Source organism: Pantoea sp. B65 (assembly GCF_047308185.1).
Classification (GTDB): domain Bacteria; phylum Pseudomonadota; class Gammaproteobacteria; order Enterobacterales; family Enterobacteriaceae; genus Erwinia.
In genome coordinates this window covers 238,864-264,563 of record NZ_JAHXPU010000044.1, presented here as the reverse complement: position 1 = coordinate 264,563, position 25,700 = coordinate 238,864, and the positions used below count along the sequence as shown (strand labels likewise).

General features: G+C 54.1%; 24 protein-coding genes and 3 tRNA genes. 16 read left to right on the top strand and 11 right to left on the bottom strand.

Annotated elements, in window-relative coordinates; all coding sequences use genetic code 11:
* Positions 1 to 304: 304 nt before the first annotated feature.
* Positions 305 to 1,651 carry an amino-acid N-acetyltransferase gene (argA, locus tag JWF83_RS23800; RefSeq protein WP_413652975.1) on the bottom strand — a complete coding sequence of 449 codons (1,347 nt, stop codon included), beginning with the start codon at positions 1,649 to 1,651 and terminating at the stop codon, positions 305 to 307.
* A gap of 214 nt (positions 1,652 to 1,865) precedes the next feature.
* On the opposite strand from argA, the gene amiC reads away from it, so the two are divergent.
* The gene (gene amiC / locus JWF83_RS23795; RefSeq protein WP_413652974.1) at positions 1,866 to 3,116 is read left to right on the top strand and encodes an N-acetylmuramoyl-L-alanine amidase AmiC; all 1,251 of its coding nucleotides are present in this window, start codon (positions 1,866 to 1,868) and stop codon (positions 3,114 to 3,116) included.
* Positions 3,117 to 3,237: 121 nt separating this feature from the next.
* Here amiC and JWF83_RS23790 read toward each other — a convergent pair.
* The 3 genes from JWF83_RS23790 to JWF83_RS23780 all read right to left on the bottom strand — a co-directional run bounded on the left by JWF83_RS23790 (position 3,238) and on the right by JWF83_RS23780 (position 3,577).
* Positions 3,238 to 3,314 (bottom strand) — tRNA-Met (locus JWF83_RS23790).
* A gap of 62 nt (positions 3,315 to 3,376) precedes the next feature.
* Positions 3,377 to 3,453 (bottom strand) — tRNA-Met (locus JWF83_RS23785).
* 47 nt (positions 3,454 to 3,500) lie between these two features.
* A tRNA-Met gene (locus tag JWF83_RS23780) sits at positions 3,501 to 3,577 on the bottom strand.
* Between the two features lie 207 nt (positions 3,578 to 3,784).
* Here JWF83_RS23780 and mltA point away from each other — a divergent pair.
* Positions 3,785 to 4,936: a murein transglycosylase A gene (gene mltA / locus JWF83_RS23775; protein WP_413652973.1), complete on the top strand. Its 1,152-nt coding sequence runs from the start codon at positions 3,785 to 3,787 to the stop codon at positions 4,934 to 4,936.
* Between the two features lie 94 nt (positions 4,937 to 5,030).
* Positions 5,031 to 5,837, top strand: coding sequence for a tRNA cyclic N6-threonylcarbamoyladenosine(37) synthase TcdA (gene tcdA, locus JWF83_RS23770; RefSeq protein ID WP_413652972.1), 807 nt, complete (start codon positions 5,031 to 5,033; stop codon positions 5,835 to 5,837).
* On the opposite strand, the gene csdE is transcribed toward tcdA, so the two are convergent.
* Both csdE and csdA read right to left on the bottom strand, forming a co-directional pair.
* Positions 5,834 to 6,271 (bottom strand): cysteine desulfurase sulfur acceptor subunit CsdE, encoded by a 438-nt coding sequence (csdE, locus tag JWF83_RS23765; RefSeq protein ID WP_413652971.1) that lies wholly within the window; start codon positions 6,269 to 6,271, stop codon positions 5,834 to 5,836. The two genes, tcdA and csdE, sit on opposite strands and share 4 nt — an antisense overlap.
* 2 nt (positions 6,272 to 6,273) lie before the next feature.
* Positions 6,274 to 7,479: a cysteine desulfurase CsdA gene (csdA, locus tag JWF83_RS23760; RefSeq protein ID WP_413652970.1), complete on the bottom strand. Its 1,206-nt coding sequence runs from the start codon at positions 7,477 to 7,479 to the stop codon at positions 6,274 to 6,276.
* A 210-nt stretch (positions 7,480 to 7,689) separates the two neighbouring features.
* Between csdA and JWF83_RS23755 the strand changes: the two genes are divergently transcribed.
* From JWF83_RS23755 to rlmM, 4 genes are all read left to right on the top strand, one after another.
* Entirely contained in the window at positions 7,690 to 7,914 is a 225-nt protein-coding gene (locus JWF83_RS23755; protein ID WP_413652969.1) for a YgdI/YgdR family lipoprotein, read from the top strand.
* Positions 7,915 to 8,278: 364 nt separating this feature from the next.
* Positions 8,279 to 9,196 carry a transcriptional regulator GcvA gene (locus JWF83_RS23750; RefSeq protein WP_413652968.1) on the top strand — a complete coding sequence of 306 codons (918 nt, stop codon included), beginning with the start codon at positions 8,279 to 8,281 and terminating at the stop codon, positions 9,194 to 9,196.
* 132 nt (positions 9,197 to 9,328) lie between these two features.
* The gene (locus JWF83_RS23745) at positions 9,329 to 9,724 is read left to right on the top strand and encodes a DUF423 domain-containing protein (protein ID WP_413652967.1); all 396 of its coding nucleotides are present in this window, start codon (positions 9,329 to 9,331) and stop codon (positions 9,722 to 9,724) included.
* Positions 9,717 to 10,820 carry a 23S rRNA (cytidine(2498)-2'-O)-methyltransferase RlmM gene (gene rlmM / locus JWF83_RS23740; RefSeq protein WP_413652966.1) on the top strand — a complete coding sequence of 368 codons (1,104 nt, stop codon included), beginning with the start codon at positions 9,717 to 9,719 and terminating at the stop codon, positions 10,818 to 10,820. The genes JWF83_RS23745 and rlmM overlap by 8 nt, the downstream gene beginning before the upstream one ends.
* Positions 10,821 to 10,869: 49 nt before the next feature.
* Here rlmM and JWF83_RS23735 read toward each other — a convergent pair whose 3' ends face one another.
* From JWF83_RS23735 to queF, 4 genes are all read right to left on the bottom strand, one after another.
* Positions 10,870 to 11,337: a DUF943 family protein gene (locus JWF83_RS23735; protein WP_413652965.1), complete on the bottom strand. Its 468-nt coding sequence runs from the start codon at positions 11,335 to 11,337 to the stop codon at positions 10,870 to 10,872.
* A gap of 291 nt (positions 11,338 to 11,628) precedes the next feature.
* Complete coding sequence (gene xni / locus JWF83_RS23730) at positions 11,629 to 12,384, bottom strand: flap endonuclease Xni (protein WP_413652964.1); 756 nt, start codon at positions 12,382 to 12,384, stop codon at positions 11,629 to 11,631.
* A 42-nt stretch (positions 12,385 to 12,426) separates the two neighbouring features.
* A complete protein-coding gene (gene ppnN / locus JWF83_RS23725; RefSeq protein ID WP_413652963.1) occupies positions 12,427 to 13,791 on the bottom strand; it encodes a nucleotide 5'-monophosphate nucleosidase PpnN in 1,365 nt (454 codons plus the stop codon).
* A gap of 238 nt (positions 13,792 to 14,029) precedes the next feature.
* Entirely contained in the window at positions 14,030 to 14,875 is an 846-nt protein-coding gene (gene queF, locus JWF83_RS23720) for an NADPH-dependent 7-cyano-7-deazaguanine reductase QueF (RefSeq protein ID WP_413652962.1), read from the bottom strand.
* Between the two features lie 121 nt (positions 14,876 to 14,996).
* Here queF and syd point away from each other — a divergent pair, with 121 nt between their 5' ends.
* The 4 genes from syd to JWF83_RS23700 all read left to right on the top strand — a co-directional run bounded on the left by syd (position 14,997) and on the right by JWF83_RS23700 (position 17,752).
* On the top strand, positions 14,997 to 15,539 hold the full coding sequence (gene syd / locus JWF83_RS23715) for a SecY-interacting protein (protein ID WP_413652961.1): 543 nt from the start codon (positions 14,997 to 14,999) through the stop codon (positions 15,537 to 15,539).
* 646 nt (positions 15,540 to 16,185) lie between these two features.
* The gene (locus tag JWF83_RS23710; RefSeq protein WP_413653046.1) at positions 16,186 to 16,515 is read left to right on the top strand and encodes a YqcC family protein; all 330 of its coding nucleotides are present in this window, start codon (positions 16,186 to 16,188) and stop codon (positions 16,513 to 16,515) included.
* Positions 16,515 to 17,294 carry a tRNA pseudouridine(65) synthase TruC gene (gene truC / locus JWF83_RS23705; protein ID WP_413652960.1) on the top strand — a complete coding sequence of 260 codons (780 nt, stop codon included), beginning with the start codon at positions 16,515 to 16,517 and terminating at the stop codon, positions 17,292 to 17,294. The genes JWF83_RS23710 and truC overlap by 1 nt, the downstream gene beginning before the upstream one ends.
* A gap of 11 nt (positions 17,295 to 17,305) precedes the next feature.
* Complete coding sequence (locus JWF83_RS23700) at positions 17,306 to 17,752, top strand: flavodoxin (RefSeq protein WP_413652959.1); 447 nt, start codon at positions 17,306 to 17,308, stop codon at positions 17,750 to 17,752.
* A 57-nt stretch (positions 17,753 to 17,809) separates the two neighbouring features.
* On the opposite strand, the gene garD is transcribed toward JWF83_RS23700, so the two are convergent.
* Positions 17,810 to 19,369: a galactarate dehydratase gene (garD, locus tag JWF83_RS23695; protein WP_413652958.1), complete on the bottom strand. Its 1,560-nt coding sequence runs from the start codon at positions 19,367 to 19,369 to the stop codon at positions 17,810 to 17,812.
* Between the two features lie 517 nt (positions 19,370 to 19,886).
* Between garD and JWF83_RS23690 the strand changes: the two genes are divergently transcribed.
* Genes JWF83_RS23690 through garR form a run of 5 tightly spaced genes read left to right on the top strand, consistent with a single transcriptional unit; the run spans position 19,887 to position 25,691 of the window.
* Positions 19,887 to 21,233 carry an MFS transporter gene (locus JWF83_RS23690; protein ID WP_413652957.1) on the top strand — a complete coding sequence of 449 codons (1,347 nt, stop codon included), beginning with the start codon at positions 19,887 to 19,889 and terminating at the stop codon, positions 21,231 to 21,233.
* A gap of 21 nt (positions 21,234 to 21,254) precedes the next feature.
* Positions 21,255 to 22,592: an enolase C-terminal domain-like protein gene (locus JWF83_RS23685; RefSeq protein ID WP_413652956.1), complete on the top strand. Its 1,338-nt coding sequence runs from the start codon at positions 21,255 to 21,257 to the stop codon at positions 22,590 to 22,592.
* A 27-nt stretch (positions 22,593 to 22,619) separates the two neighbouring features.
* Positions 22,620 to 23,960, top strand: coding sequence for a glucarate dehydratase (gudD, locus tag JWF83_RS23680; protein ID WP_413652955.1), 1,341 nt, complete (start codon positions 22,620 to 22,622; stop codon positions 23,958 to 23,960).
* Positions 23,961 to 24,008: 48 nt separating this feature from the next.
* Positions 24,009 to 24,779: a 2-dehydro-3-deoxyglucarate aldolase gene (gene garL / locus JWF83_RS23675; RefSeq protein ID WP_413652954.1), complete on the top strand. Its 771-nt coding sequence runs from the start codon at positions 24,009 to 24,011 to the stop codon at positions 24,777 to 24,779.
* A 27-nt stretch (positions 24,780 to 24,806) separates the two neighbouring features.
* Positions 24,807 to 25,691, top strand: coding sequence for a 2-hydroxy-3-oxopropionate reductase (gene garR / locus JWF83_RS23670; RefSeq protein ID WP_413652953.1), 885 nt, complete (start codon positions 24,807 to 24,809; stop codon positions 25,689 to 25,691).
* The last annotated feature ends 9 nt before the right edge of the window (positions 25,692 to 25,700 follow it).

The window sequence follows — 25,700 nt, the reverse complement described above, 5'->3', positions numbered from 1 at the left end:
CTTCGGCCCAATCCCATAGCGGCGACTGGCCGCTAATCCGCTGAACCGGATGAGGAAAATCGCCTTTGCCGCGCGCACCGTCTTTCAGCATGGTGATGGCCTGCCACGCCAGTTACGGCAGACAACCAGCGCACTGCTGCCGATGCGCTAAGATTACGGGATTAAATGATTTTATTTTTCGCGAAAGATCAGATAGCTATGTAAATATTTTCAGCGGCGGCGGGGAAGAAACGCGATAGCGGCTGGCATACAAGTTATCTCCGCGCTAATCATCGCGGAGATAACCGGGCGGTGACTGTCGTGACTAACGCAGGTCCGCCATCAGCACTTTCGATCGACGCTGATAGTTATACATCTGTTTTTTACTTTCCGGCAGCAGTTCAATATCCACCGGCGTAAAGCCTCGTTCCTGGAACCAGTGAATACTGCGGGTGGTCAGCACAAATAACTTTTTCAGCCCCATCTGGCGCGCCTGCAGCGCAACACGCTGTAATAAGGCCTCACCGCGCGAAGAGCTGCGATAATCAGGGTGCACCGCCACACAGGCCATTTCACCAATCTGTTCTTCCGGGAACGGATAGAGGGCGGCACAGGCGATAGTCAGATTATCGCGCTCGATAATGGTGAACTTGTCGATCTCCATTTCCAGCTGCTCGCGTGAGCGCCGCACCAGAATACCCTGTTGCTCCAGCGGACGGATCAGTTCCAGAATACCGCCGATATCGTTGATAGTGGCGCGACGGATCTGTTCAGCCGACTCCATCACAATTTGCGTACCGATGCCGTCGCGGGAGAAGAGCTCCTGCAGCAGCGTGCCATCTTCCTGATAACTGATCAGGTGGCAACGACGGACGCCGCTACGGCAGGCTTTTACCGCGCCACGCAGAAAGCGTACCGTGCCGGAGAGATAATCGCCTTCGGTTTCCTGGGCTTCAATCAGTGCCTGGGCATCGTTGGGGAACAGCTCAGAGATAATATTGCCATCCTGATTGGTGACCCCCTGCTCTGAGCAGAAACCAATCATCTTTTCCGCTTTTAATTTAATTGCCAGCTGGGTGGCCACCTCTTCCGATGTGAGGTTAAAGCTTTCACCCGTGACTGACACCGCCACCGGCCCCATCAGCACGATGGCGCCGCTGTCGAGTTGACGATGGATCGCCTCTTCATCAATCCGGCGGATGCGTCCGCTATGGCAATAGTCGATACCATCATCAATGCCCAGCGGCTGAGCAATAATAAAGTTGCCGCTCACCACATTGATATGCGCGCCCTGCAGTGGCGTATTATTCAGGCTCATCGACAGACGGGCGGTGATATCCAGCTGTAAACGGCCGGCAGCCTGTTTCACCAGCTCTAACGACTGCGCATCGGTAACGCGGGTATGCTTATGATAAATCGGCTCGAGTTGATGCTCAGCCAGGTTGGCGTCAATTTGTGGACGCGCGCCGTACACCACCACCAGGCGAATGCCCAGGCTATGTAACAGGCCGATATCATTGACGATGCTGGAGAAGTTTTCATGCTCGATCGCTTCGCCACCGAGCATGATGACAAACGTTTTACCTCGGTGCGCGTTGATATAGGGAACGGTATGGCGAAAACCCTGAACCAGTTCGGTACTACGTTCCTTCACGGCAAACCCTCTTTGCATGTTTATTCGAAATTTTTGTATTTTTATTCTTTTATCGCCTCTGATGCAAGAGGCAATTATCCTTACTTATCACCAGTTACGTCAGATTCTGCAGTCTAATTCTCTGCATTTATTCGCTTTTTCCGGGTGACAGCGACTAATCGATTCGATAAAGTTTTTGCCATATTTTTATTTTTGGCTGTTTTTTGCACCTGTCACAGTAATCCGGAGCGGCATGACCGAATCAAACTCTCTCCTCAGTCGACGCCGATTGTTACAAAGCGCTGGCGCGGTTTGGCTGCTTAGCGTCAGTCCGGCGGGTATCGCCGCCAGCAGCCATGTGGTTGCGGTGCGTATCTGGCCCTCATCGACCTACTCGCGCTTAACGCTCGAATCGAACGTTCCGCTTCAATATAAACAGTTTGCCTTAAGGGATCCTGAACGGGTGGTGATCGATATCGAAAATATCCATCTGAATCACGTGCTGAAAGGGGTGGGTTCGCTGGTAGCGGCCCATGATCCCTTTATTAAAAACGCCCGTGTCGGACAGTTTGATCAGCATACCGTGCGTCTGGTGCTGGAGCTGAAACAAAACGTCGCCGCGCGCATTTTTACCCTGCCGCCGATTGCCGGCATCAAAGATCGTCTGGTGCTGGATCTCTATCCGGCGCAAGCCCCGGTGGAGGATGATCCCTTGCTGGCATTGCTGGAAGATTACAATCAGAGCGATCTGGCGCTGGAACAATCGCAACCGCGCGAAGCGCCGCTGCCGGGTAAAGCCGGACGCGATCGGCCAATAGTGATTATGCTCGATCCGGGACACGGCGGCGAAGATTCCGGTGCGGTGGGGAAAAATAAGACGCGGGAGAAAGATATTGTGCTGAAGATCGCCCGGCGTCTGAAGGCGATGATCGATAAGCAGCCCAATATGCGCGCCTATATGACGCGTAATGAAGACGTGTTTATTCCGTTAAAAGTTCGGGTGGCAAAAGCGCGTAAGCAGCGTGCCGATCTGTTTGTATCGATTCATGCTGATGCTTTTACCAGCCGCGCTGCACGCGGCTCCTCGGTGTTTGCCCTTTCCACCAAAGGGGCGACGTCGACAGCGGCGCGTTTTCTGGCACAAACGCAGAATGAATCGGATTTGATTGGCGGTGTGAGTCGCAGTGGCGATCGCTATCTCGATCACACCATGTTCGATATGGTGCAGAGCCTGACGATTAATGACAGCTTGAAGTTTGGTAAGGAGGTATTGTCGCGGTTGGGGCGGATAAACCATTTGCACAAGCGCACGGTCGATCAGGCCGGATTCGCGGTGTTAAAAGCACCGGATATTCCGTCGATTCTGGTGGAAACCGCGTTTATCAGTAATCTTGAGGAGGAGCGCAAGTTACGTACCAGCGCTTTTCAGCACCAGGTCGCTGAATCCATTCTGGCCGGGATTAAGGCTTATTTCGCCACCGGGGCGGCGGTCGCCAGCAAATAGAGCGACAACAATAACGGCGGCACTAACGCCGTCGGTGTCGGGGATCAACGCAGAAAGGATCATCGCGGGAAATCTGGCGAACGCCAGAAACAAAAAAACACCCTTGCAGGTGCTTTAAAATTGGTTGCGGGGGCCGGATTTGAACCGACGACCTTCGGGTTATGAGCCCGACGAGCTACCAGGCTGCTCCACCCCGCGTCCGTGTTGCTGTCGCTTCCGTCACGACAGGTACTGCTACTATCACAATCGCTGTTGCGAATTGGTTGCGGGAGCCGGATTTGAACCGACGACCTTCGGGTTATGAGCCCGACGAGCTACCAGGCTGCTCCATCCCGCGTCCGTATTCTAACATTTACTTCTTGTTTCGCAATCAGTTATGCGAATTGGTTGCGGGAGCCGGATTTGAACCGACGACCTTCGGGTTATGAGCCCGACGAGCTACCAGGCTGCTCCATCCCGCGTCCGTGGAAGCGCACTATACTCTCCGCGCGTTTTGATGCAACCCATTTTTGCAGAAAAATGATTTAAATACCGTCTGTTGTCGAATTTGCCCGCCAACTGCTGATTTGTTGCACAATAGCTCCGACCCTTTTTTTAGTGATACATTTAAATCTGCCTGGGCCTTTGTTAGGCTTCGTGTTGGATTACTGGCGAGATAAGAGAAAGCGATGAAAGGATGTTGGTCAAAGTATGTAATGGCAGGCGCGTTACTGGCGCTGTTGGCGGGATGCTCATCTAAACCAACCGATCGGGGACAACAGTATATAGATGGTAAGCTGGATCAGCCGCTGGAGCTGGTGAATCAGCCAAATGCCAAAGGTCGTCCGGTCAATGGCAGGGATTTTGCCGATCAGGTCGGCGCCGTTAAAGTGGCTTCTCCCGGGTTGTTCACTCGCCAGAACGGAACCTACAGTGCCATTGAAGGCTGGCTGATCGCTGGCGGTGATACCCGTCAGTTGCGCCAGTTCGGACTTGATGCCTTCCAGATGGAGGGGGTTGATAACTACGGTAACGTCCAGTTTACCGGTTACTACACGCCGGTGATTCAGGCGCGCTATACCCGCCAGGGTGAATTCCAGTATCCGCTGTACCGTATGCCCGCGCGCAGTAAAGGACGCAAATTGCCAAGCCGTGCCGAGATCTACAGCGGTGCGCTTGATGAGCGTTATGCGGTGGCTTACAGCAATTCACTGATCGACAACTTTATAATGGATGTACAGGGCAGTGGCTACGTCGACTATGGCGATGGCCGGCCGCTGATGTTCTTTGGCTATGGCGGTAAGAACGGCCATGGCTATCACAGTATCGGTAAAACATTGATCGATCGCGGCGAAGTAAAACGTGAAGACATGTCGATGCAGGCGATCCGCAAATGGGCGGATGAACATAGTCCAGCTGAAGTGCGCGAACTGCTGGAAACTAATCCGTCGTTTGTCTTCTTTAAGCCAGAGAATTATGCGCCGGTGCGCGGCGCCAGCGCGGTACCGCTGGTAGCGAAAGCCTCGGTGGCCGCTGACCGTTCATTGATCCCGCCCGGCACCGTATTGCTGGCAGAAGTGCCGCTGCTCGATAATAACGGTAAATTTACCGGTAAGTATGAGATGCGGGTGATGGTGGCGCTGGATGTTGGCGGGGCGATTAAAGGCCAGCATTTTGATATCTATCAGGGTATCGGGCCGGATGCCGGGCATATGGCGGGCTTTTTTAACCACTATGGACGCGTCTGGGTATTGCGTAGCGCGCCGGGTGCCGCAGGCACGCTGTTTAGCGCCAACCAGAACAGTACTAATAATGGTTCAATGCTAAGCATGAGCCAGTAAGATAACGCGCAGACAAACCGCCGGGCGGCATTAAGGCCGGCGGTGTTGATAACCATGCCGATCCCGTTTTATCGATTTTAACCAGGGCAGATTCATGATTTCTCTTTCCGACGCCTGGCGCCAGCGCTTTGGCGGCACCGCACGTTTATATGGTCAGGATGCGCTGCAGCTGTTTGCCGGGGCGCATATCTGTGTCATTGGTATTGGTGGTGTCGGCTCCTGGGCGGCAGAGGCGCTGGCGCGCACCGGTATTGGTACCATTACCCTGATTGATATGGATGATGTCTGTGTCACCAATACCAACCGTCAGGTGCACGCCCTGCGCGACAATGTGGGCAAAGCGAAAACCGAGGTAATGGCGCAACGTATTTTGGCCATCAACCCGGAGTGCCGGGTGATTTGCGTCGATGATTTTATTACCGCCGGGAATACCGCTGAACTGATGAGCGGCGGTTTTAGCTATGTAATTGATGCTATTGATAGTGTGCGCCCGAAAGCCGCGCTGCTGGCATGGTGTCGTCGCAATAAAATTCCGCTGGTGACCACCGGCGGCGCGGGCGGGCAGATCGATCCGACGCAGATCCAGGTAGCCGATCTGGCGAAAACCATTCAGGATCCACTGGCAGCCAAACTGCGTGAACGGCTGAAGCAGGATTTTGGCATCGTCAAAAACAGTAAAGGTAAGCTGGGGATTGACTGCGTGTTCTCAACCGAAGCGCTGATGTACCCGCAGCCGGACGGCACGGTATGTGCCTCGCGCAGCACTGCTGAAGGCCCGAAAAAAATGGATTGTGCCGCCGGTTTTGGCGCGGCGACCATGGTGACGGCAACCTTTGGTTTTGTTGCCGTTTCCCATGTGCTGAAAAAGATGATGGCGAAGGCTGCGCGCCAGCAGGGTTAAGCTACCGCGCGGCTGACAGCCTCCGCCAGCGCCTGCAGCCCGCTGCTGCGTGAGCTGCTTAACTGTTGGCGCAGGCCAAGCTGATCGAATAGTGTCAGCGGATCCTGCGTCCGCAGCGCAGCGGCGGTTTGTCCTTCAATTGCGGTCAACAGTACCGCCAGTAATCCGCGCACAATCCGGCCTTCACTGTCGCCATAGAAGTGCAGGGTGCCATCTGCCAGCTGTTGATGGCCAAGCCAGACGCGATTTTCACAGCCACTTAACTCAATTTGTCGGTTTTTCAGTTCTTCCGGCAGCGGCGGCAGCTGTTTACCCAGCAAGATCAACTGACGATAGCGATCTTCCCATTGATGAAAGGCGGAAAATTTCTCCTGCAGGTTTGCCACGGTAATGACATTGCCAAACGGATGTGGCGCCAGCGCGACTGAAGTCATGATTAATCTGCCAGTAAGTTAATTGCGGTATGCACGGCGGCGATCAGCGCCGCGACATCCTGTAGGCTATTATAAGGGGCAAATGACGCACGCACGGTACCACTGACGCCGAGCGCTGCCATCAGCGGTTGAGCGCAGTGCTGTCCGGCGCGCAGCGCAATGCCGCTTTCGGCCAGTAACGTCACCAGATCGCTGTGATGAACCCCGACGATATCAAATGACAGCACGCTGGAGCGACTGCTGCGATAGCTGCGAAAACCAGCCAGTTCGGCCAGACGCTCTTCAGCCAGGCTGGCCAGGCCACAACTCCACTGTTCGGCGGCGCTAATATCGATCTCCGTCAGCCACTCCAGCGCGGCGCTCAGGCCGATCACGCCGGCAACATTTGGCGTGCCGGCTTCGAAACACCAGGGTGCCGGTTGCGGCGTAAAACCGGCAAATGACACGTCGGTCAGCATCTTGCCGCCACCCTGTAATGGCGCCATCTCCGCCAGTAACGCTGGCTTCGCGTACAGCGCGCCAATACCCATCGGGCCGTAGAGCTTATGTGCCGAAAAAGCGTAGAAATCGATATCCAGCGCCTGGACATCCGGCGGATGATGCACCACACCCTGTGCGCCATCGATCATCACCGCGGCGCCAGCGGCATGGGCCAGTTTAATTGCGCGCGCGATATCCGGGCAGCCGCCGGTGACATTCGACATCTGACCCAGCGCCAGCAGGCGGGTACGTGAATTCAGTAACTCAGGCAGGTATTCCACATCCGGCAGACGATTTTCATCCAGCGGCCACTCAATCACTCGCGCACCGGTTTGCTGCGCCAGCATCAGCCACGGAACCAGATTCGCATGATGCTCGGCGACACTGACAATGATCTCATCACCCGCCGCGAGTCGGGGGCGCAGATAGCTTTGCGCGACCAGATTGATGGCGTCGGTGGTGCCGCGCGTCCAGACAATGGCCTGTGGCGAAGCAGCATTCAGCAGTTCGGCAACCTGGTTGCGGGCATTTTCATAGCGCCCGGTAAGCTGGCGCGCCTCAGCAAACTGGCTGCGATGTACCGTGCCGGCGCTGAGACTGTAGAACTGGCGCGTGGCTTCGATCACCGTCTGTGGTTTAAGGGCGGTGGCAGCACTATCAAGATAGATACCCGCATCGCTAAGTGCAGGAAACTGCTGGCGAAACTGCGCCGGATTAAAAGACTTCATACTGTTCTCGTGGTGATCTCGCTAATTCACAGATTCGGATATAACTGAATTCAGGGCGTTAAACTGGCAAAGCCGGGAAAGTGCGTTATGCTAATTATTGCACGCTTTAGACTATTACCCGCATAAGATGCTGCGACTTTCCGAAGATACTGCTTAATCTTCTGGCTCAGGCGGGTGGTTTATCGCAACATATCTGCAAGGAGATACAAAATGAAAAAATTCACCGCAGTACTGGCCGCATGTGTCATGACCTTTACCCTGGCAGCCTGTTCCAGCAATTACGTGATGCACACCAATGACGGCCGCACCATTGTTGCCGAAGGCAAACCTGTGGTTGACACAGATACCGGTATGATCAGCTACAAAGATGCGAATGGCAACAAGCAGCAGATCAATCGTTCTGACGTGAAAGAGATGGTTGAGATGAACCAGTAGTAACATTCGGCTAAAAAAAAGCACCGCAATTGCGGTGCTATGTAATATCACTATGGACAGACAGGATAAATCTACAGGAATGAAAAGGGTAGCCAGGCTACCGGATCCGCAAAGTGTCAGATCAATTGCAAACACAACATCACGACCACAAGCCAAAAGCCCCGCAAAATTCCGCGATTTCTCGCACAAATTCTGAAAAACTTTTCGTTCCGGCTCTGGAAGTGCGGCAACTATAGGTATTTGCTGGAGCTTCCTCAACGGACAATTTATAATGTCTCGGATAAAAAAATCTAATACGTAACTCTCTGTGTCAATATGCATTGCCGAGTTACGCCCGGTTGTTACAGAAAACATTGCGGAAACCATGTCAAAACGTCTTCCTCCCCTTAATGCGCTGCGCGTTTTTGATGCAGCGGCGCGGCATCTCAGCTTTACTAAAGCGGCTGAAGAACTGTTTGTGACCCAGGCTGCGGTGAGTCACCAGATAAAATCATTAGAGGATTTTCTTGGGCTTAAGCTGTTCCGCCGCCGCAATCGTTCGCTGTTGCTGAGCGAAGAGGGGCAAAGTTACTACCTGGATATCAAAGAAATTTTCTCAGCGATCAATGACGCTACGCGTAAGCTGCAGGCGCGCAGCGCCAAGGGGGCGCTGACTGTCAGTTTGCTGCCCAGTTTTGCTATCCAGTGGCTGGTTCCACGTCTTTCCAGTTTTAATACCGCTTATCCGGGGATTGATGTGCGTATCCAGGCGGTGGATCGCGATGAGGAGAAGCTGGCCGATGATGTGGATGTGGCGATTTTCTATGGTCGCGGCAATTGGCCTGGTCTGCGGGTAGAGAAGCTATACGCCGAATATCTGCTGCCGGTTTGCTCACCGCTGCTGCTTACCGGCGATAACCCGCTAAAAGTCCCTGCCGATCTGGAAAAGGTCACGCTGCTGCATGACGCGTCGCGTCGTGACTGGCAGTCCTATACCCGTCAGTTGGGCCTGCAACATATTAATGTGCAACAGGGACCGATCTTTAGCCACAGTGCCATGGTGCTACAGGCGGCGATCCATGGCCAGGGGGTGGCGCTGGCTAATAATGTGATGGCGCAAACCGAGCTGGAGGCAGGGCGTCTGGTTTGTCCGTTCAATGATGTTTTAGTCAGTAAAAACGCTTTTTATCTGGTTTGTCATGACAGTCAGGCAGAACTGGGTAAAATAGCCGCCTTTCGCCAGTGGATCCTGGCAAAAGCCGCGAGCGAACAGGAGAAGTTTCGCTTTCGCTACGATCACTAATAATGACGATACCTGGTGTTTATCCGCCGGGGAATACCGGATGGCGGCAGCGATTAACGGCCCGCCTGCGCTGTTCCGGAGGCTCCTCTGCAGGGATATATCCGGCGCATCAATTGTTTCGAGGAATGCCTGATGTCCAGTCGTGCAATGTTGATTTTTTCTGCGATCAGTGGATTTGTCTTCGTGATGTTTGGGGCATTTGGTGCCCATGTATTAAGCCAGTCACTGGGCCCGCAAGAGATGGCGTGGATCCATACCGGTCTGGATTATCAGGCGTACCATACACTGGCAATCCTTGGTCTGGCGGCAGCGATGCTGCGCCGTGCCAATATCTGGTTTTACTGGAGCAGCGCGTTTCTGGCGCTTGGCACCGTATTGTTTAGTGGCAGCCTCTATTGTCTGGCGCTGTCGCATTTGAAAATGTGGGTCTGGGTTACACCGGTTGGCGGCTTCTGTTTCCTTATCGGCTGGGCATTGATGTTAACAGGCGCACTGCGTCTGAAGAAAAGGGCAGATCGCCATGAATAAAGTGTTGTTGTATTGTCGCCAGGGCTTTGAGAAAGAGTGTGCGGCTGAAATTACCGCTAAAGCGACCCAGCGCGAAGTATTTGGCTTTGCGCGCGTTAAGGAAGACTCCGGCTACGTGCTGTTTGAGTGCTATCAGCGTGAAGACGCCGACAAGCTGATTCGTGAACTGCCGTTCAGTGAGCTGATCTTTGCCCGTCAGATGATCGTGGTGGGAGAACTGCTGCGCGATCTGCCGCCGGAAGATCGTATTACGCCGGTGGTTGGAATGCTGACCGGGGCGATCGAGAAAGCCGGCGATCTGCGTGTCGAAGTACCGGATACCAACGAAAGCAAAGAACTGCTGAAGTTCTGTCGTAAGTTTACCGTGCCGTTGCGCGCCCGTTTGCGCAGTGAAAATATCCTGCTGAATTATGAGACGCCAAAGCGTCCGGTGGTGCATGTATTTTTTATTGCCCCGGGTTGCTGTTATGTTGGCTACTCCTATGCGGATAATAACTCGACATTCTTTATGGGTATTCCGCGCCTGAAGTTCCCGTCGGATGCACCAAGCCGCTCTACGCTGAAACTGGAAGAAGCGTTTCACGTCTTTATCCCTGCCGATGAGTGGGATGAGCGTCTGGCCAGCGGGATGTACGCGGTCGATCTTGGCGCCTGTCCCGGTGGCTGGACTTATCAGCTGGTACAACGCAGCATGATGGTAGAGGCGATTGATAACGGTCCGATGGCTCCGAGCCTGATGGACACCGGCCAGGTAACCCATCATCGTGAAGATGGCTTTAAATATCGTCCTGTGCGCACCAATATCTATTGGGTGGTGTGCGATATGGTGGAAAAGCCGGTGCGCGTTGCCAATTTGATGGCGGAATGGCTGATAAACGGCTGGTGCCGTGAAGCAATTTTCAACCTTAAGCTGCCGATGAAAAAGCGCTATGAAGAGGTTTCGCAGAATCTGGCGATGATCCAGCAGAAGCTGAAGGAAAATGGCATTAATGCGCAGATTAATGCGCGCCAGTTATATCACGATCGTGAAGAGGTGACGGTGCATATTCGTCGTATCTGGAGCGCCGTCCCGGGGCGACGCGACGAACGCTATTAACTACGATAACCAGGGTAGCAGATGCTATCCTGGTTTATTTCCGGCCGATTTAATACACCTGATAAAGCTCATTACTGCCGGCGGGCTGGCGATACTCTCTGGAGTCGATGCGGTTATAATCCATGGTGAATACCACACAACCGCTATTAGCACTCCTGACCCGCAGCACCGGATGGTCTTTGCGAATGCAATTGCTCTGGTTTTTCATATCTGAAAAGCAGAGTAATTCATTGTGGTTGTCAGCGGTGAAATCTGACGTATAGTCCGACTCGTAAATAAACCATGTGTAGTCCCCCGTCGTCGCCGGTATGCCACTTTTTTGCTGCAGCATTAACTGATGCTTACGCCACCATTGTATGCGTTCAGCGTCGCTGGCAGGAAAGTTGTTGACCACAACCACGGCGGAGTCTGCAGTGATACGGTGTATTCCGTGTATTTTAGTCGGTAGAATTAACAGCCAGATCAGCGCAGGCGCCAGCAGGATGGCGGAAATAAAGTAATTTTTGTATGCATTCAAATTATTATCCTTTTACCTGACCTTGTACTGCTGGTCAGTTGTGTCATCCTTGATATGCTTTGTCTGTATTTTATGAGCAGGGTCTGAGTTTTTTATTATTGGAAAAGTGTGATGTTAATCAGATAATATACAAAAAATGCCGCCAATGAAATAACTGTAGCAAAATTAAATATAGGGGGTAATTAATTATTACCCTGTAATTTAAATTAAATGAATTAATATTTTAAGATATTAAATGAATATTATTGTCTGCCCGGTTTACTTTCGCTTACCGGGCAGTCACTGTCGAGGTTATGCCTGATAGCGGAGTTCTTTCAGATTGCCATCCAGCGTTAAATCCGTTTTCAACGTGGCCACCTGCTGGCAGATAAAGGCCATTTCACGCTGCTGTTCCAGCTTTTTGCGCCACTTTTCTGGCACTGCCGCCAGTTGCTGATAAATTGCCGCCAGTGAACCGAACTCCAGCAGTAGCTGGCTGGCGCTCTTGGGGCCAATACCGGTAACGCCGGGGATTTTACTGCTGCTGATACCTGCCAGTCCCCAGTAATCGGTAAGTTGCTGTGGCGTCACACCAAACTCTTTGGCGATAAATGGCATATCCAGCCAGCGCTTTTGAAAGTAGTCACGAATAAAAATCGACGGCGCTAAGAGCTGACAGTAGCCTTTATCGGTCGAGACAATGGTTGCCTGATGACCGCCGGAAGCCACTTTAACCGCCAGCGTCGCCGCGAGGTCATCCGCCTCGTCACCGGGCGAGGTCCAGCAGCTGACGCCTGCGGCGGCAAAGGCCGCGCGCAACAGCGGCATTTCCGCCTGCAGATTGTCCGGCATCGGTGGACGCCCGGCTTTGTAATCGGGCAGCAACTGATGCCGCCAGCCGTCACGGCGTTCGTCGTCGTCGAATACCGCCACCACATGTGTCGGACGCGTATGCAGCAACAGCTGCTGCAGCGCCTGAATACAGGTCTGCTGGCAGGGTGAACCCTGCACGGCATGAATGCGACGGATCAGGTTCAGTGCATCAACAATTAACAGATGATTAGTCATAAGCTCAAAGGCAGAGCGGCACTGATGCCGCTCTGTAGCAGGTTACTTAATGATTTCATAACAGGGGATATAAGCGGTACCCGGCAGCTTCATACGATGCTGAGCGACAAATCCCTGTAGTAAATCGTCCATGCGGTGCATCATTTGCGGATCACCATGCAGTTTGTAGCGGCCCTTCTCCTGGATCTCGCGAATGCCCATCTCTTTCACATTGCCGGCAACGATACCGGAAAACGCCCGACGCAGTGCCGCAGCCAGTTGCTCCGGCGGCTGATTAGGGTAGAGATTAAGGTTAGCCATATTTTCATGGGTCGGGATAAAAGGAACCTGCAGCTCCGGCGCGATACGAATCGACCAGTTAAAACTGTAGGCATCGCCCGTTTCCCGGCGGTACTCTTTTACCCGTGGCATGGCTTTTTTCATCTGACGCGCCACTTCAGCGGCATCATCAATAATGATGGTGTAGTAACGCCGCGCCTCTTCCCCGACGGTATTAACGATAAACTCGTCCAGCACGCGGAAGTAGTCGGCGCTCTCTTTCGGCCCGGTAAGAATCAGCGGCAGCACCTGGTCATGGTTTTGCGGATTCATCAGAATACCCAGCAGATAAAGGAACTCTTCAGCCGTACCGACGCCACCCGGGAAAATAACGATGCCATGGGCCACACGCACAAAGGCTTCGAGACGTTTCTCAATATCCGGCATGATAATCAGTTCATTGACCAGCGGGTTAGGCGGTTCAGCGGCGATGATGGATGGCTCGGTCAGACCGATAAAGCGACCCTCTTTGTAGCGCTGCTGCGCATGGCCAACCGCTGCGCCTTTCATCGGCGCTTCCATTACCCCCGGACCACAGCCGGTACAGATATTCAGTTCGCGCAGGCCAAGTTGGGCGCCGACGCTGCGGCAATACTGATATTCCGTGGCGTTAATCGAGTGACCGCCCCAGCAGACTACCGTATTCGGCTCTTCACCGATATGCAGGGCGCGCGCGTTGCGCAGGATCGAGAACACCAGGTTAGTGATATGGATGGAGTCTTCCTGGTTCAGATGCTGGAAGCGTTCAGCATGGGTTATCTGTCCGCTGACAAATAAAATATCGCGCAGTACCGCAAACAGGTTGGCCTGAAGCGAGCGGATAATGCGGCCATCGACAAACGCCTCTTCCGGCGGGTTGATCAACTCCAGTTTTACCCCGCGTTCGCGGCGCAGTACGTTGATATCAAAGCTTTCAAAACGGGAGAGCAGCTCATGGCTACTATCGGTTTGACTTCCGGAGTTAAGCACGGCGAGTGAGCAATTGCGGAACAACTGATAGAGGTCACTACTGGCTGTGCGCTTCAGCATGTCGACTTCCAGTTGCGAGAGCAAATCCATCGAGCCAAGAGGGCTAATATGTGTAATCAAGTGAACTCCTTTACATCAGACGGGCGGCATAAAGGCTGCCCCTACGTGAAACGGGCGGGATAAATACCCTCCCTACGTCGGCGTATCTGAAACATTGTAGGGGAGCCATTAATGGCTCCCGAGGTTCCTGTGGTTGCTGCTTTTCTGCCATTAGCACCGATGCCCAGATTAGCGTTGTCTGCCACGCTTTCACAACTGATTCCTTAACCGGCTGCGCAGCCTGCGAGATATCTCGCAATTACTGACGAACCAGCCGCGAATGTGACGGTGAAAAGTCAGTGTTGGTGCGCCATGGGTTGATATCCAGCCCGCCACGGCGGGTATAGCGCGCATATACCGATAGCGTCTGTGGCTGGCAGAAGCGCTGGATATCATTGAAAATACGCTCCACGCACTGCTCATGAAATTCGTTATGATGGCGGAAGGAGACCAGATAGCGCAGTAGCGCCTCACGATCGATACGCGGCCCACGATAGCGGATCTGCACGGAACCCCAGTCAGGCTGATTGGTGATCAGACAGTTTGATTTCAGCAGATGACTGACCAGCGTCTCTTCCACCACTTCCGGCGTGGTGGCGTTGGCCAGATAACCGGCATTGAACTGGTAGTTATCAATAGTAATGTCCTGCTCATCAATGCAGGTACCGCTAAAATGACCCATCGGCTGGCCTTCGATTTCCTGCAGACGGAACAGCGCCACGCTGACATCGCCCTGCGCGCAGACTTGCAGATCGCGCTCAAGGGTCTGACGCACTTCTCCCCAGTCGGCGAACGGCGTCTGGTTAAAACTGTTCAGGTAGAGTTTAAAGCTCTTCGATTCTATCAGATTCAGGCTGTTGGCATTCAGTACCACTTCGCCGACGGCTACCTGCGGTACGCCTTTGCTGTTGAGCCACGACAGTTCATACAGGGTCCAGATATCGGCACCGTTGAAAGGCAGGCTGTGCGGATAGAGTCCCAGCGGTTCGCGGTTCATACTACGCGGAACGGCCTGCAATAAACTGGCATCGTAGTTATCATGATATTCTGTCGGTTTACCTAAGGTCAGGCCATGTAAAGCCTGATGCTGATCGTTTATAGACATACTGTTACCTTAATTGCCCGCTCCGCAGGCTTAACTGTCGAATCCGCTGAAACGGTATCATTTTCGCCGCTGCAATGGAGTGTAAGTGTAACTTAGCCAGCCAACAGTGAGAAAATTAAAGATGGAACAGACCACGCAAGCGTTGCAAGACTTCACCGCCCGGTATTGTGCGCTCTGGCAGCAACAGTGCGGTCATCTGCCCGCCAGCGAAGCGCTGTATGGCGTAGCCTCTCCCTGCGTGGCGGAAACGGTCGCCGGGGTGATTTACTGGCAGCCGCAACCCTTTAGCCTCGCCAGAAACCTCGATGCGGTGGAACGCGCGCTCGATTTGCGTATTCAGCCCGCCGCGGTCGATTTTTACACCACGCAATTTGCCGGTGATATGACCGCGCAATTCGCCGGGCGTGAATTAAGCCTGGTGCAGGTATGGAGCGAAGCGGATTTTGTCCGGGTACAGGAGAATCTTATTGGTCATCTGGTGATGAAGCGACGCCTGAAGCACTCCCCGACGCTATTTATTGCGACCACTGCCTCAGAATTAGAGGTAATTTCACTGTGTAATTTAACTGGCGAAGTGATTCTCGAACAACTGGGTACCAAAAAACGTGAAATGCTGGCGCCATCGCTGGCTGAGTTTCTTACGGTAATACAAGCTGTTAGATAAAGCCTTTGCGATATCACCCTATTTTTATGTGAGATATCTCTTACAAGGGATGTAAGAGATCACCAGAAAATCCATCTCATTATTTCCCGTCTCAAATGTGAAAATATTGTAAATCATGAGGTTAGGGGGAAAAGGCTATTTTATGCTGTGTAAGACGTATCCATAAATACTATTACTACCTTGTTTGCTTATCAGCATCTGGCAGAATGCACCACATCAGAACGGAAGCTGTGGATTGGATGGCGTCAGGATGATGTCACTTCAGGATGAAGCGGAATACACATCAGGACGATGTACGGAAGGCTTCAGGATGAAGCAAGGATATCTCCGGATTGAGATATGGACACCTCCAGGAAGGAGAATGAGAGCCACGACAGGATGATGTGGTGGGCCAGGATGCCAGAGGAGACAGAAGCCGGGATGGCTTAGGGCGTCAGGATGATGCACAGGACAAGTTTTCAGGGATGAGCAGGGAGCACTAAAGTAGCTGGAGCGCTGCAAACGAACCGGGAGCACTGTTTTAACAGTGCTCCCTTTTTTTTTGCCGGCGGCAAAAATGCCGCTGCTACGCACAGAACGCTTGCTGCCGATGATTTACAACAGCCAGAATGGTATTCTTGCCGCCCATTTTGATAAGAGGTCGCCGATGAGCCGTGAACAACAGCTGCGCCAGCGTTTGCTGGCCGTGGCACAGGTGATGCAGGACAACGGACTATGGCAGGGCAGTGCGCCAGACACTGCGGCGTTTAACAGTACCGAGCCTTTCTGCGTTGATACCATGCTGCCGCTGGAGTGGTTGCAGTGGGTACTGCTGCCGCGGATGCTGGCGCTACTCGACAGTAATGCCCCGTTACCGAAAAATTTTGCCGTCGCGCCTTATTATGAAGTAGCGCTGGAAGCGAATGTCTGCGGACGGGTACTGCTGCTTAGCCAGCTGCAATCGTTAGATGATCTTTTTGCGGATAGCGCCAACTGATGCTGGAGATTATTTATCAGGATCAGTACCTGGTGGCGGTAAATAAACCCGCAGGCTGGTTGGTGCATCGTAGCTGGCTCGATCGCAAAGAGAAAGTCGTGGTAATGCAGACGGTGCGTGATCAGATTGGTCAGCATGTGTTTACTGCGCATCGTCTCGATCGCCCGACCTCTGGCGTGCTGCTGATGGGGCTGTCGAGTGAGGTGGGGCGGCTGTTGTCGCAACAGTTCGAACAGCATCAGCTGCAGAAAACCTACCATGCCGTGCTGCGCGGCTGGCTTGACGGTGAGGCGCGGCTTGATTATCCGCTAACCGAAGAGCTGGATAAAATTGCCGATAAATTTGCCAGCGGCGACAATGGCCCGAAGGCGGCGCTTACCGATTATCGTTCTGTCGCACAGGTAGAGATGCCGTTTGCCATTGGTCGCTATGACTGCGCGCGTTATACGCTGGTTGAACTGCAACCCCACACCGGGCGTAAACATCAACTGCGTCGTCATATGTCCCATTTGCGCCACCCGATTATCGGTGACAGCGCCCATGGCGATCTGAAACAGAACCGTGGCGCGGCGCAATATTTTGGCTGTCAGCGCCTGATGCTACATGCCAGCAGCCTCGCCCTGACCCATCCGGTCACCGGTGAAGCGCTGGTGATCCGTGCCGGTCTCGATGAGGTGTGGCAAAAAATGATGCTGCAGTTTGGCTGGCAGCATTGTCTCCCTGATGTTCCCAGGGTTGAGTTTGTCGCAGCGGCAGGTCAGGATAGTGCATCAATTTAAGGAGATAACTTATGGCGCAGGTGGGTATTTTTGTCGGCACCGTTTACGGTAATGCTCTGCTGGTGGCGGAAGAGGCCGAGCCGGTGCTGCAGCAGGCCGGGCATCAGGTGACAATTTTTGAAGAAGCCAGCCTGGATGACTGGCGGCAGTATAGTGATCAGGTGGCGCTGATTATCACCTCCACCACCGGCCAGGGCGATTTCCCGGATAGCATTGCCGCCCTGTTCCATGCGATTAAGGATCAACTCGGTCACCAGCCGCAACTGCAATACGGCGTGATTGCGCTGGGTGACAGCAGCTACGAAAATTTCTGTGGTGCGGGGAAACATTTTGACCAGCTGCTGCAGGAGCAGGGAGCGACACGCATTGGTGAATTGCTGACTGTCGATGCGACGGAAGATGCGGAACCGGAAACGGTGACGACCCCCTGGGTCGAAGCCTGGGCGAAACTGATTTAATGATTATGACGCCCCCGGGTCAGGCCCGGGGGCGTCATTGACGGCTGTCGTTGTTTCTCAGGTAATCGGCGCCGGGTTAAATACCGCCAGCGCATTGCGGATGCCCCAGCGATCGGACCAGGTCTGTTTTCTGCCGCTGGCAATATCCAGAATCAGCTCAAACAGTCGCCAGCCCACTTGTTCAATGGTCTCTTCGCCGGTGGCGATAGTCCCGGCGTTGATATCCATTAAATCGTGCCAGCGTTCTGCCAGCGCGTTACGCGTTGCCATTTTTATTACCGGAATTGCCGCCAGCCCGTAAGGGGTGCCGCGCCCGGTGGTAAATACCTGCAGCGTAATACCGGAAGCCAGCTGCTGCGTGCCGCAGACAAAATCACTGGCTGGCGTCGCGGCGTAGATCAGTCCGCGTCTGGTGGGGCGCTGACCGGGTGACAGTACTTCGACAATCGGGCTGCGTCCTGACTTGGCGATTGACCCCAGCGCTTTTTCCACCACATTCGCCAGTCCGCCTTTCTTATTGCCCGGTGACGGATTGGCGCTGCGGTCGGTTTTCCCCTGATTGAGATAGTCGTCATACCACGCCATCTCCTCCAGCAACCTTTTGCCTACCGCCTGATTAATCACGCGCGGAGTGAGCAGATGAATGGCGTCGCGCACTTCGGTCACTTCGGAAAACATCACTGTTGCGCCGCAGCGTACCAGCAGATCGGAAGCAAAGCCGACCGCCGGGTTGGCGGTCACGCCGGAAAAGGCGTCACTGCCGCCGCACTGCATGCCGACAATCAGCTCTGATGCCGGACACTCTTCGCGCTGACGCTGATTAAGCCGCTGCAAATGGCGTTCGGCAACCTGTAAAATTTCCTGCACCATCGCCTGAAAACCGACCAGCTTTTCATCCTGCAGACGAACGATATCGTGATCGTCGAGCGAGATGGTCTGCACATCATCGGTGCCGGTCAGCAGTTTTTCCGGCTGCAGTTTTTCACAGCCGAGACTCACCACCATCACTTCGCCGCCGAAATTAGCGTTCAGCGCCAGGTTATGGATAGTGCGGATCGGGACCACCGCCGCCGGCGCATTAATCGCCACGCCGCAGCCATACAGGTGATTAAGCGCCACCACGCCATCAACATTCGGATAACGTGGCAGCAGTTCGCGCTCGATAATATTGACCACATAGTCGACCACCCCCGCCACACAGTGCACGCTGGTGGTGATACCCAACAAATTACGCGTGCCGACGCTGCCATCGGCGTTGCGATAGCCAAGGAAGCTGTATCCTTCCAGCGGCGGCAGTGGTTCAGGGACGCGATTAGCCAGAGGCAGGCTGGCCAGCGGCGGAGCTTCGGGCAACGCCACCAGTGACTCATCAATCCAGCTGCCACGCGCAATATCGCGCAGCGCATAACCAATCACTTCACCGTAACGAATAATATTGCCACCGCTGGCGATATTATTTAACGCAACTTTATGTCCCTGGGGAACATGCTCAATTAATTGTAAACCGCAGCTAAATGTAGTGCCTGCAGGCAGGCCGTTATTATTGACTACAATTGCTACGTTATCCGTTTCGTGCACTTTAATATAAAGTGGGACTTCATCGGTTATATTATTCATTGCTCTAATGTCCTGATTATATCTGCCGGGACAGGATTCCAGTAAACGCTACATCACTACGACATCAAATCTATTTGCTGAGTAAAAGTATATGTTGCCGGGTTGCCGGCGACACTATGCAAATGTCGCTGTTTAAGCAGCGATTCCCCCTTTGTTTCGTGCAAAACGCCAAAGGCAAGAGAAGGTGCTCACAAACAAAAAGCCGTTAAACGGCAGTGTGCGCCATTTCGGCGTGAAAAAACCAATTCCGTGAGCCGCCACGCAGTGTTCTGTGCATACGCCATAAAAAACAGCTTAAAACACCCTGAATGTCATGCAATGTGCTGGTGTGCCGCCCGGGCCGGCTTCTTATACTGATGCCAGTGTTGAAAAGTTAGGTTATTCGCCACGCTACGTCATCAAAGTATTTGCTAATCATTCAGTCGCAGTGTTTAACCCAACGTCATTCTGATAGCCAACATCAGGTGTCTGCCGTTCAGAATGGAAGTAGCTAACCGCTCTATTTCAGGAGTGCATCATGAATTCTGTCAGCCAGGCCGCGAGCGCAGTACAGAAAAGAACTAACGCGCGCTATTGGATAGTGGTGATGTTATTTATCGTCACTTCATTTAACTATGGCGACCGTGCCACGATCTCTATTGCCGGTTCTGCAATGGCAAAAGATATCGGGCTGGATCCGGTCGGTATGGGCTATATCTTCTCTGCATTCTCCTGGGCGTATGTTATCGGCCAGATCCCCGGAGGCTGGTTGCTGGACCGGTTCGGTTCGAAACGCGTCTACTTCTGGAGCATCTTTATCTGGTCGCTGTTCACCCTGTTGCAGGGTTTTGTCGACCTGTTCAGCGGATTCGGCATCGTTGCCGCGCTGTTTGCACTGCGTTTTATGGTCGGTCTGGCCGAAGCGCCATCCTTCCCTGGCAACAGTCGCATTGTGGCGGCCTGGTTCCCGGCGCAGGAGCGTGGTACGGCGGTCGCGATCTTTAACTCGGCGCAATACTTCGCCACGGTGATTTTCGCGCCGATTATGGGCTGGCTAACCTCCGAAGTCGGCTGGGCGCATGTGTTCTGGTTTATGGGCGGTCTCGGTATCATCCTCAGCTTTGTCTGGCTGAAAGCGATCCACGATCCCAATGACCATCCTGGCGTTAATCAGGCCGAACTGGAATATATGGCGCAGGGTGGCGCGCTGATCAATATGGATCAGAAGAAACAGACGCACAAAGTCAGCTGGAATGAAAAGATGTCGCAGATCAAGCAGCTGGTCACTTCACGCATGATGCTCGGTATCTACCTCGGCCAGTACTGCATTAACGCTTTAACCTACTTCTTTATCACCTGGTTCCCGGTCTATCTGGTACAGGCTCGCGGCATGTCAATTCTGAAAGCCGGTTTTATCGCCTCGATCCCCGCGATCTGCGGCTTCCTTGGCGGCGTATTGGGCGGGGTGATCTCCGACTGGCTGATGCGTAAAACCGGTTCGCTGAATATTGCCCGTAAGACACCGATTGTACTCGGCATGTTGTTATCGATTTCGATGGTGGTATGTAACTACGTCGATACCGAATGGGTGATTGTGTTCTTTATGGCGCTGGCATTCTTCGGTAAGGGCATCGGTGCGCTGGGCTGGGCGGTGATGGCGGATACCGCGCCGAAAGAGATTAGTGGTCTCAGCGGCGGCCTGTTCAATATGTTTGGTAACGTCTCCGGTATTGTCACCCCGATTGCGATTGGCTACATCATCGCCACCTCCGGTTCCTATAACGGAGCGCTGATTTACGTCGGTATCCATGCTTTTGTCGCGGTACTGAGTTATCTGGTGCTGGTCGGTGATATCAAACGTATTGAACTGAAAGTGAAAGCCTAAGCTTAAGGATCAGGAGTAAGCATGAACACGCAAAGTACCCCGGTGATCACCGAGATGAAAGTTATTCCGGTGGCTGGTTATGACAGCATGCTACTGAATATCGGCGGCGCCCATGGCGCCCACTTTACCCGCAATATCGTGGTGCTGACCGACAGCGCCGGCCACACCGGCGTTGGTGAAGCGCCGGGGGGCGAAGTGATTTATCAGACGCTGGTGGAGGCCATTGATCAGGTAAAAGGGCATGAAGTCGCGCGGATGAACCGACTGGTGCAGCAGGTGCATCAGGGTAACCAGTCCGCGGACTTTGATACCTTTGGTAAGGGCGCCTGGACGTTTGAACTGCGGGTTAATGCGGTGGCGGCACTGGAAGCGGCGCTGCTGGATCTGCTCGGTCAGTGCCTGAATGTCCCGGTGGCGGAACTGCTGGGGCCGGGCAAACAGCGTGATGAAGTGACGGTGCTCGGCTATCTGTTCTATATCGGCGACCGTGAAAAAACCGACTTGCCGTATCTGCGTGGCGAAAACGCCAGCCACGACTGGTATCGGTTGCGCCATCAGGCGGCGATGGACAGCGCGGCGGTGGTGCGTCTGGCGGAAGCGGCGCAGGACAAATACGGGTTTAAAGATTTCAAATTAAAAGGCGGCGTGCTGCCGGGTGAACAGGAGATCGACGCGGTTAAAGCGCTGAAACAGCGTTTCCCCGCGGCGCGGATCACCGTTGACCCGAACGGCGCCTGGCTGCTGGATGAAGCTATCGGGCTGTGTAAAGGAATGCAGGGGATCCTGACCTACGCGGAAGATCCCTGCGGCGCTGAACAGGGCTACTCAGGGCGTGAAGTGATGGCGGAGTTCCGTCGCGCCACCGGTTTACCGGTAGCCACCAATATGATTGCCACTAACTGGCGTGAGATGAACCATGCGGTGATGCTAAATGCGGTGGATATTCCGCTGGCCGATCCGCACTTCTGGACCTTAAGTGGCGCAGTGCGCGTGGCGCAGCTGTGTGATGACTGGGGCCTCACCTGGGGCTGTCACTCCAATAACCATTTCGATATCTCGCTGGCGATGTTTACCCATGTCGGCGCGGCGGCCCCGGGTAAACCCACCGCCATTGATACCCACTGGATCTGGCAGGAGGGCGATCAGCGCCTGACCAAAGAACCCCTGCAGATCCGCAACGGCAAGATTGCCGTACCGGATAAACCAGGATTAGGCATTGAACTGGACTGGCAGCGGCTGGAGCAGGCGCATGCGCTCTATAAAACGCTACCTGCCGGCTCGCGCAACGATGCGGCCGCCATGCAGTATCTGATTCCAGGCTGGAAATTTGATCGTAAACGTCCGGTGTTTGGACGTTAAATCGGCTGATTTACAAGGATAATTATCATGAGTCAACAAAGTGCGACACCCATTATCAAATCACTGCAGGTGATCCCGGTCGCCGGGCACGACAGTATGCTGCTGAATCTCAGCGGCGCCCATGCGCCATTTTTTACCCGCAATATCGTCATTATTAAAGATAACTCCGGTAATACCGGGGTGGGTGAGATCCCTGGCGGCGAGAAAATCCGCAATACGCTGGAAGAAGCGGCGGCACTACTGACCGGCAAAAGCATTGGCGAATACAAGAACCTGTTGAGCCTGGTGCGGCAGACCTTTGCCGACCGTGACGCCAGTGGCCGCGGCAACCAGACCTTCGACCTGCGTACCACCATCCATGTGGTGACCGGCATTGAAGCGGCACTGCTCGACCTGCTGGGCAAGCATCTTGGCGTTAATGTCGCCAGCCTGCTGGGCGATGGTCAGCAACGCGATCGCGTAGAGATGCTTGGCTATCTGTTCTATATCGGCGATCGCCGCAAGACCTCGCTGGCGTATCAGAGCCAGAGCGATGAGCCGTGCGACTGGTATCGCCTGCGTCACGAGGAAGCACTCAGCCCGCAGGCGGTGGTGCGTCTGGCGGAAGCCGCGTATGAAAAATATGGCTTTAATGATTTCAAACTAAAGGGCGGCGTACTGGCGGGCAGCGAAGAAGCGGAAGCCGTCACCGCACTGGCAAAACGTTTCCCTCAGGCGCGTATCACCCTTGATCCTAATGGCGCCTGGTCGCTGAATGAAGCGATTGGCCTTGGCAGGCAGCTGAAAGGCGTACTGGCCTATGCTGAAGATCCGTGCGGCGCGGAACAGGGCTATTCCGGACGCGAAGTGATGGCGGAATTCCGCCGCGCCACCGGTTTGCCAACCGCGACCAATATGATTGCCACCGACTGGCGCCAGATGGGCCATACCCTGTCGCTGCAGTCGGTGGATATTCCGCTGGCGGATCCACACTTCTGGACCATGCAGGGCTCAGTGCGCGTCGCGCAGATGTGTAACGACTTTGGTCTTACCTGGGGCTCGCACTCTAATAACCACTTTGATATTTCGCTGGCGATGTTTACCCATGTGGCGGCTGCGGCGCCGGGCAAGATTACCGCCATTGATACCCACTGGATCTGGCAGGAGGGCAATCAGCGCCTCACCAGGGAACCATTACAAATTAAAGGCGGTATGGTGCAGGTGCCACAGCAGCCGGGTCTGGGCGTCGAACTGGATATGGATCAGGTGATGAATGCCCACGCTTTGTATCAGAAACATGGTCTTGGTGCCCGCGATGATGCGCAGGCGATGCAGTTCCTGGTGCCGGACTGGCGTTTCGATAATAAACGTCCTTGCCTGGTGCGCTAAACCATCTGGCTTTATGCACCGCGTGAAGCCACATTCACAGGAGTCACTATGAGCAATACAAATTATCCTAACCGTTTTCGTCAGCGTCTGCTGAGTGGTGAAACACTGATTGGCAGCTGGTGCGGGCTGGCCAACCCGGTGACCACCGAGGTGTTGGGACTGGCTGGTTTTGACTGGTTGTTGCTGGATGGCGAACACGCACCCAATGACATCACCACTTTTGTGCCGCAGCTGATGGCGCTAAAAGGCAGCGTCAGCGCGCCAGTAGTGCGGCCGCCGACCAATGAACCGGTGATTATCAAGCGTCTGCTGGATATCGGTTTTTATAATTTTCTCATCCCGTTCGTCGAAACCGCAGAAGAAGCGCTGCGCGCCGTGGCATCGACACGTTATCCACCGGCTGGTATTCGCGGCGTTTCGGTATCTCATCGCAGCAATATGTACGGCACCCTGCCGGACTATAACGCCACCATCAACGACAACATCAGTGTACTGGTACAAATCGAGACCCAGCTGAGCGTCGACAATATTGATGCCATTGCCGCAGTCGACGGCGTGGACGGTATTTTTGTCGGCCCGGGCGATCTCTCCGCGGCCCTGGGTTATCTCGGCCAGCCGTCGCATCCGGAAGTGCTGAAAGTGATCAAGTATGTTTTTGAGCGAGCTAAGGCGGCCGGCAAAGCCAGCGGCATTCTTGCCCCGGTAGAAGCGGATGCGCGGCGTTACCTGGAGTGGGGCGCGGGCTTTGTGGCGGTAGGTAGTGATTTAGGCGTATTTCGTGGCGCAACTCAGGCGCTGTGTGACCGTTTTAAAAAATAACTGACAAAGGTTAAGGGGAGAAGCGTGATGAAAATTGGATTTATTGGCCTTGGCATTATGGGCAAACCGATGAGTAAAAACCTGCTGAAAGCGGGTTATAGCCTGGTTGTACGCGATAATAACGTCGAAAGCCAGGCTGAGCTGGTGAATGCCGGGGCTATCGCCGCGCCAAGCGCCAAAGCGGTAGCGGAACAGTGCGACGTGATTATCACCATGCTGCCGAACTCGCCGCAGGTGAAGCAGGTAGTACTGGGCGAGGACGGTATTATTGACGGCGCGAAGCCAGGTACCGTGGTCATCGATATGAGCTCCATCGCGCCGCTGGCCAGCCGCGAGATCCATGCCGAGCTGGCGAAGAAAAATATCGGCCTGTTGGATGCGCCGGTGAGCGGCGGCGAGCCGAAAGCTATCGAAGGCACGCTATCGGTGATGGTCGGCGGCGATAAAGCGCTGTTCGATAAGCACTACGACATTATGAAAGCGATGGCCGGTTCCGTGGTCCATACTGGTGATATTGGCGCGGGTAACGTCACCAAGCTGGCGAATCAGGTGATTGTGGCGCTGAATATTGCCGCGATGTCTGAAGCGCTGACGCTGGCGACTAAAGCTGGCGTGAATCCGGATCTGGTGTTTCAGGCGATCCGTGGCGGGCTGGCCGGTAGTACGGTGCTGGAAGCCAAAGCGCCGATGGTGATGGATCGCAACTTTAAACCGGGTTTCCGCATCGATCTGCATATTAAAGATCTGGCTAACGCGCTGGATACCTCACATGGCGTTGGCGCGCAACTGCCGCTGACGGCGGCGGTGATGGAGATGATGCAGGCGCTGAAGGCTGATGGTATGGGCACCGCCGATCATAGTGCGCTGGCCTGCTATTATGAAAAATTGGCGAAGGTTGAGATTTCCAGATAACAGGACCCT

Bases quoted from the DNA above. Each gene is read 5' to 3' on its own strand.
- argA (WP_413652975.1), bottom strand. From the start codon at position 1,651: ATGCAAAGAGGGTTTGCCGTGAAGGAACGTAGTACCGAACTGGTTCAG.
- amiC (WP_413652974.1), top strand. From the start codon at position 1,866: ATGACCGAATCAAACTCTCTCCTCAGTCGACGCCGATTGTTACAAAGC.
- mltA (WP_413652973.1), top strand. From the start codon at position 3,785: ATGAAAGGATGTTGGTCAAAGTATGTAATGGCAGGCGCGTTACTGGCG.
- tcdA (WP_413652972.1), top strand. From the start codon at position 5,031: ATGATTTCTCTTTCCGACGCCTGGCGCCAGCGCTTTGGCGGCACCGCA.
- csdE (WP_413652971.1), bottom strand. From the start codon at position 6,271: ATGACTTCAGTCGCGCTGGCGCCACATCCGTTTGGCAATGTCATTACC.
- csdA (WP_413652970.1), bottom strand. From the start codon at position 7,479: ATGAAGTCTTTTAATCCGGCGCAGTTTCGCCAGCAGTTTCCTGCACTT.
- JWF83_RS23755 (WP_413652969.1), top strand. From the start codon at position 7,690: ATGAAAAAATTCACCGCAGTACTGGCCGCATGTGTCATGACCTTTACC.
- JWF83_RS23750 (WP_413652968.1), top strand. From the start codon at position 8,279: ATGTCAAAACGTCTTCCTCCCCTTAATGCGCTGCGCGTTTTTGATGCA.
- JWF83_RS23745 (WP_413652967.1), top strand. From the start codon at position 9,329: ATGTCCAGTCGTGCAATGTTGATTTTTTCTGCGATCAGTGGATTTGTC.
- rlmM (WP_413652966.1), top strand. From the start codon at position 9,717: ATGAATAAAGTGTTGTTGTATTGTCGCCAGGGCTTTGAGAAAGAGTGT.
- xni (WP_413652964.1), bottom strand. From the start codon at position 12,384: ATGACTAATCATCTGTTAATTGTTGATGCACTGAACCTGATCCGTCGC.
- queF (WP_413652962.1), bottom strand. From the start codon at position 14,875: ATGTCTATAAACGATCAGCATCAGGCTTTACATGGCCTGACCTTAGGT.
- syd (WP_413652961.1), top strand. From the start codon at position 14,997: ATGGAACAGACCACGCAAGCGTTGCAAGACTTCACCGCCCGGTATTGT.
- JWF83_RS23710 (WP_413653046.1), top strand. From the start codon at position 16,186: ATGAGCCGTGAACAACAGCTGCGCCAGCGTTTGCTGGCCGTGGCACAG.
- truC (WP_413652960.1), top strand. From the start codon at position 16,515: ATGCTGGAGATTATTTATCAGGATCAGTACCTGGTGGCGGTAAATAAA.
- JWF83_RS23700 (WP_413652959.1), top strand. From the start codon at position 17,306: ATGGCGCAGGTGGGTATTTTTGTCGGCACCGTTTACGGTAATGCTCTG.
- garD (WP_413652958.1), bottom strand. From the start codon at position 19,369: ATGAATAATATAACCGATGAAGTCCCACTTTATATTAAAGTGCACGAA.
- JWF83_RS23690 (WP_413652957.1), top strand. From the start codon at position 19,887: ATGAATTCTGTCAGCCAGGCCGCGAGCGCAGTACAGAAAAGAACTAAC.
- JWF83_RS23685 (WP_413652956.1), top strand. From the start codon at position 21,255: ATGAACACGCAAAGTACCCCGGTGATCACCGAGATGAAAGTTATTCCG.
- gudD (WP_413652955.1), top strand. From the start codon at position 22,620: ATGAGTCAACAAAGTGCGACACCCATTATCAAATCACTGCAGGTGATC.
- garL (WP_413652954.1), top strand. From the start codon at position 24,009: ATGAGCAATACAAATTATCCTAACCGTTTTCGTCAGCGTCTGCTGAGT.
- garR (WP_413652953.1), top strand. From the start codon at position 24,807: ATGAAAATTGGATTTATTGGCCTTGGCATTATGGGCAAACCGATGAGT.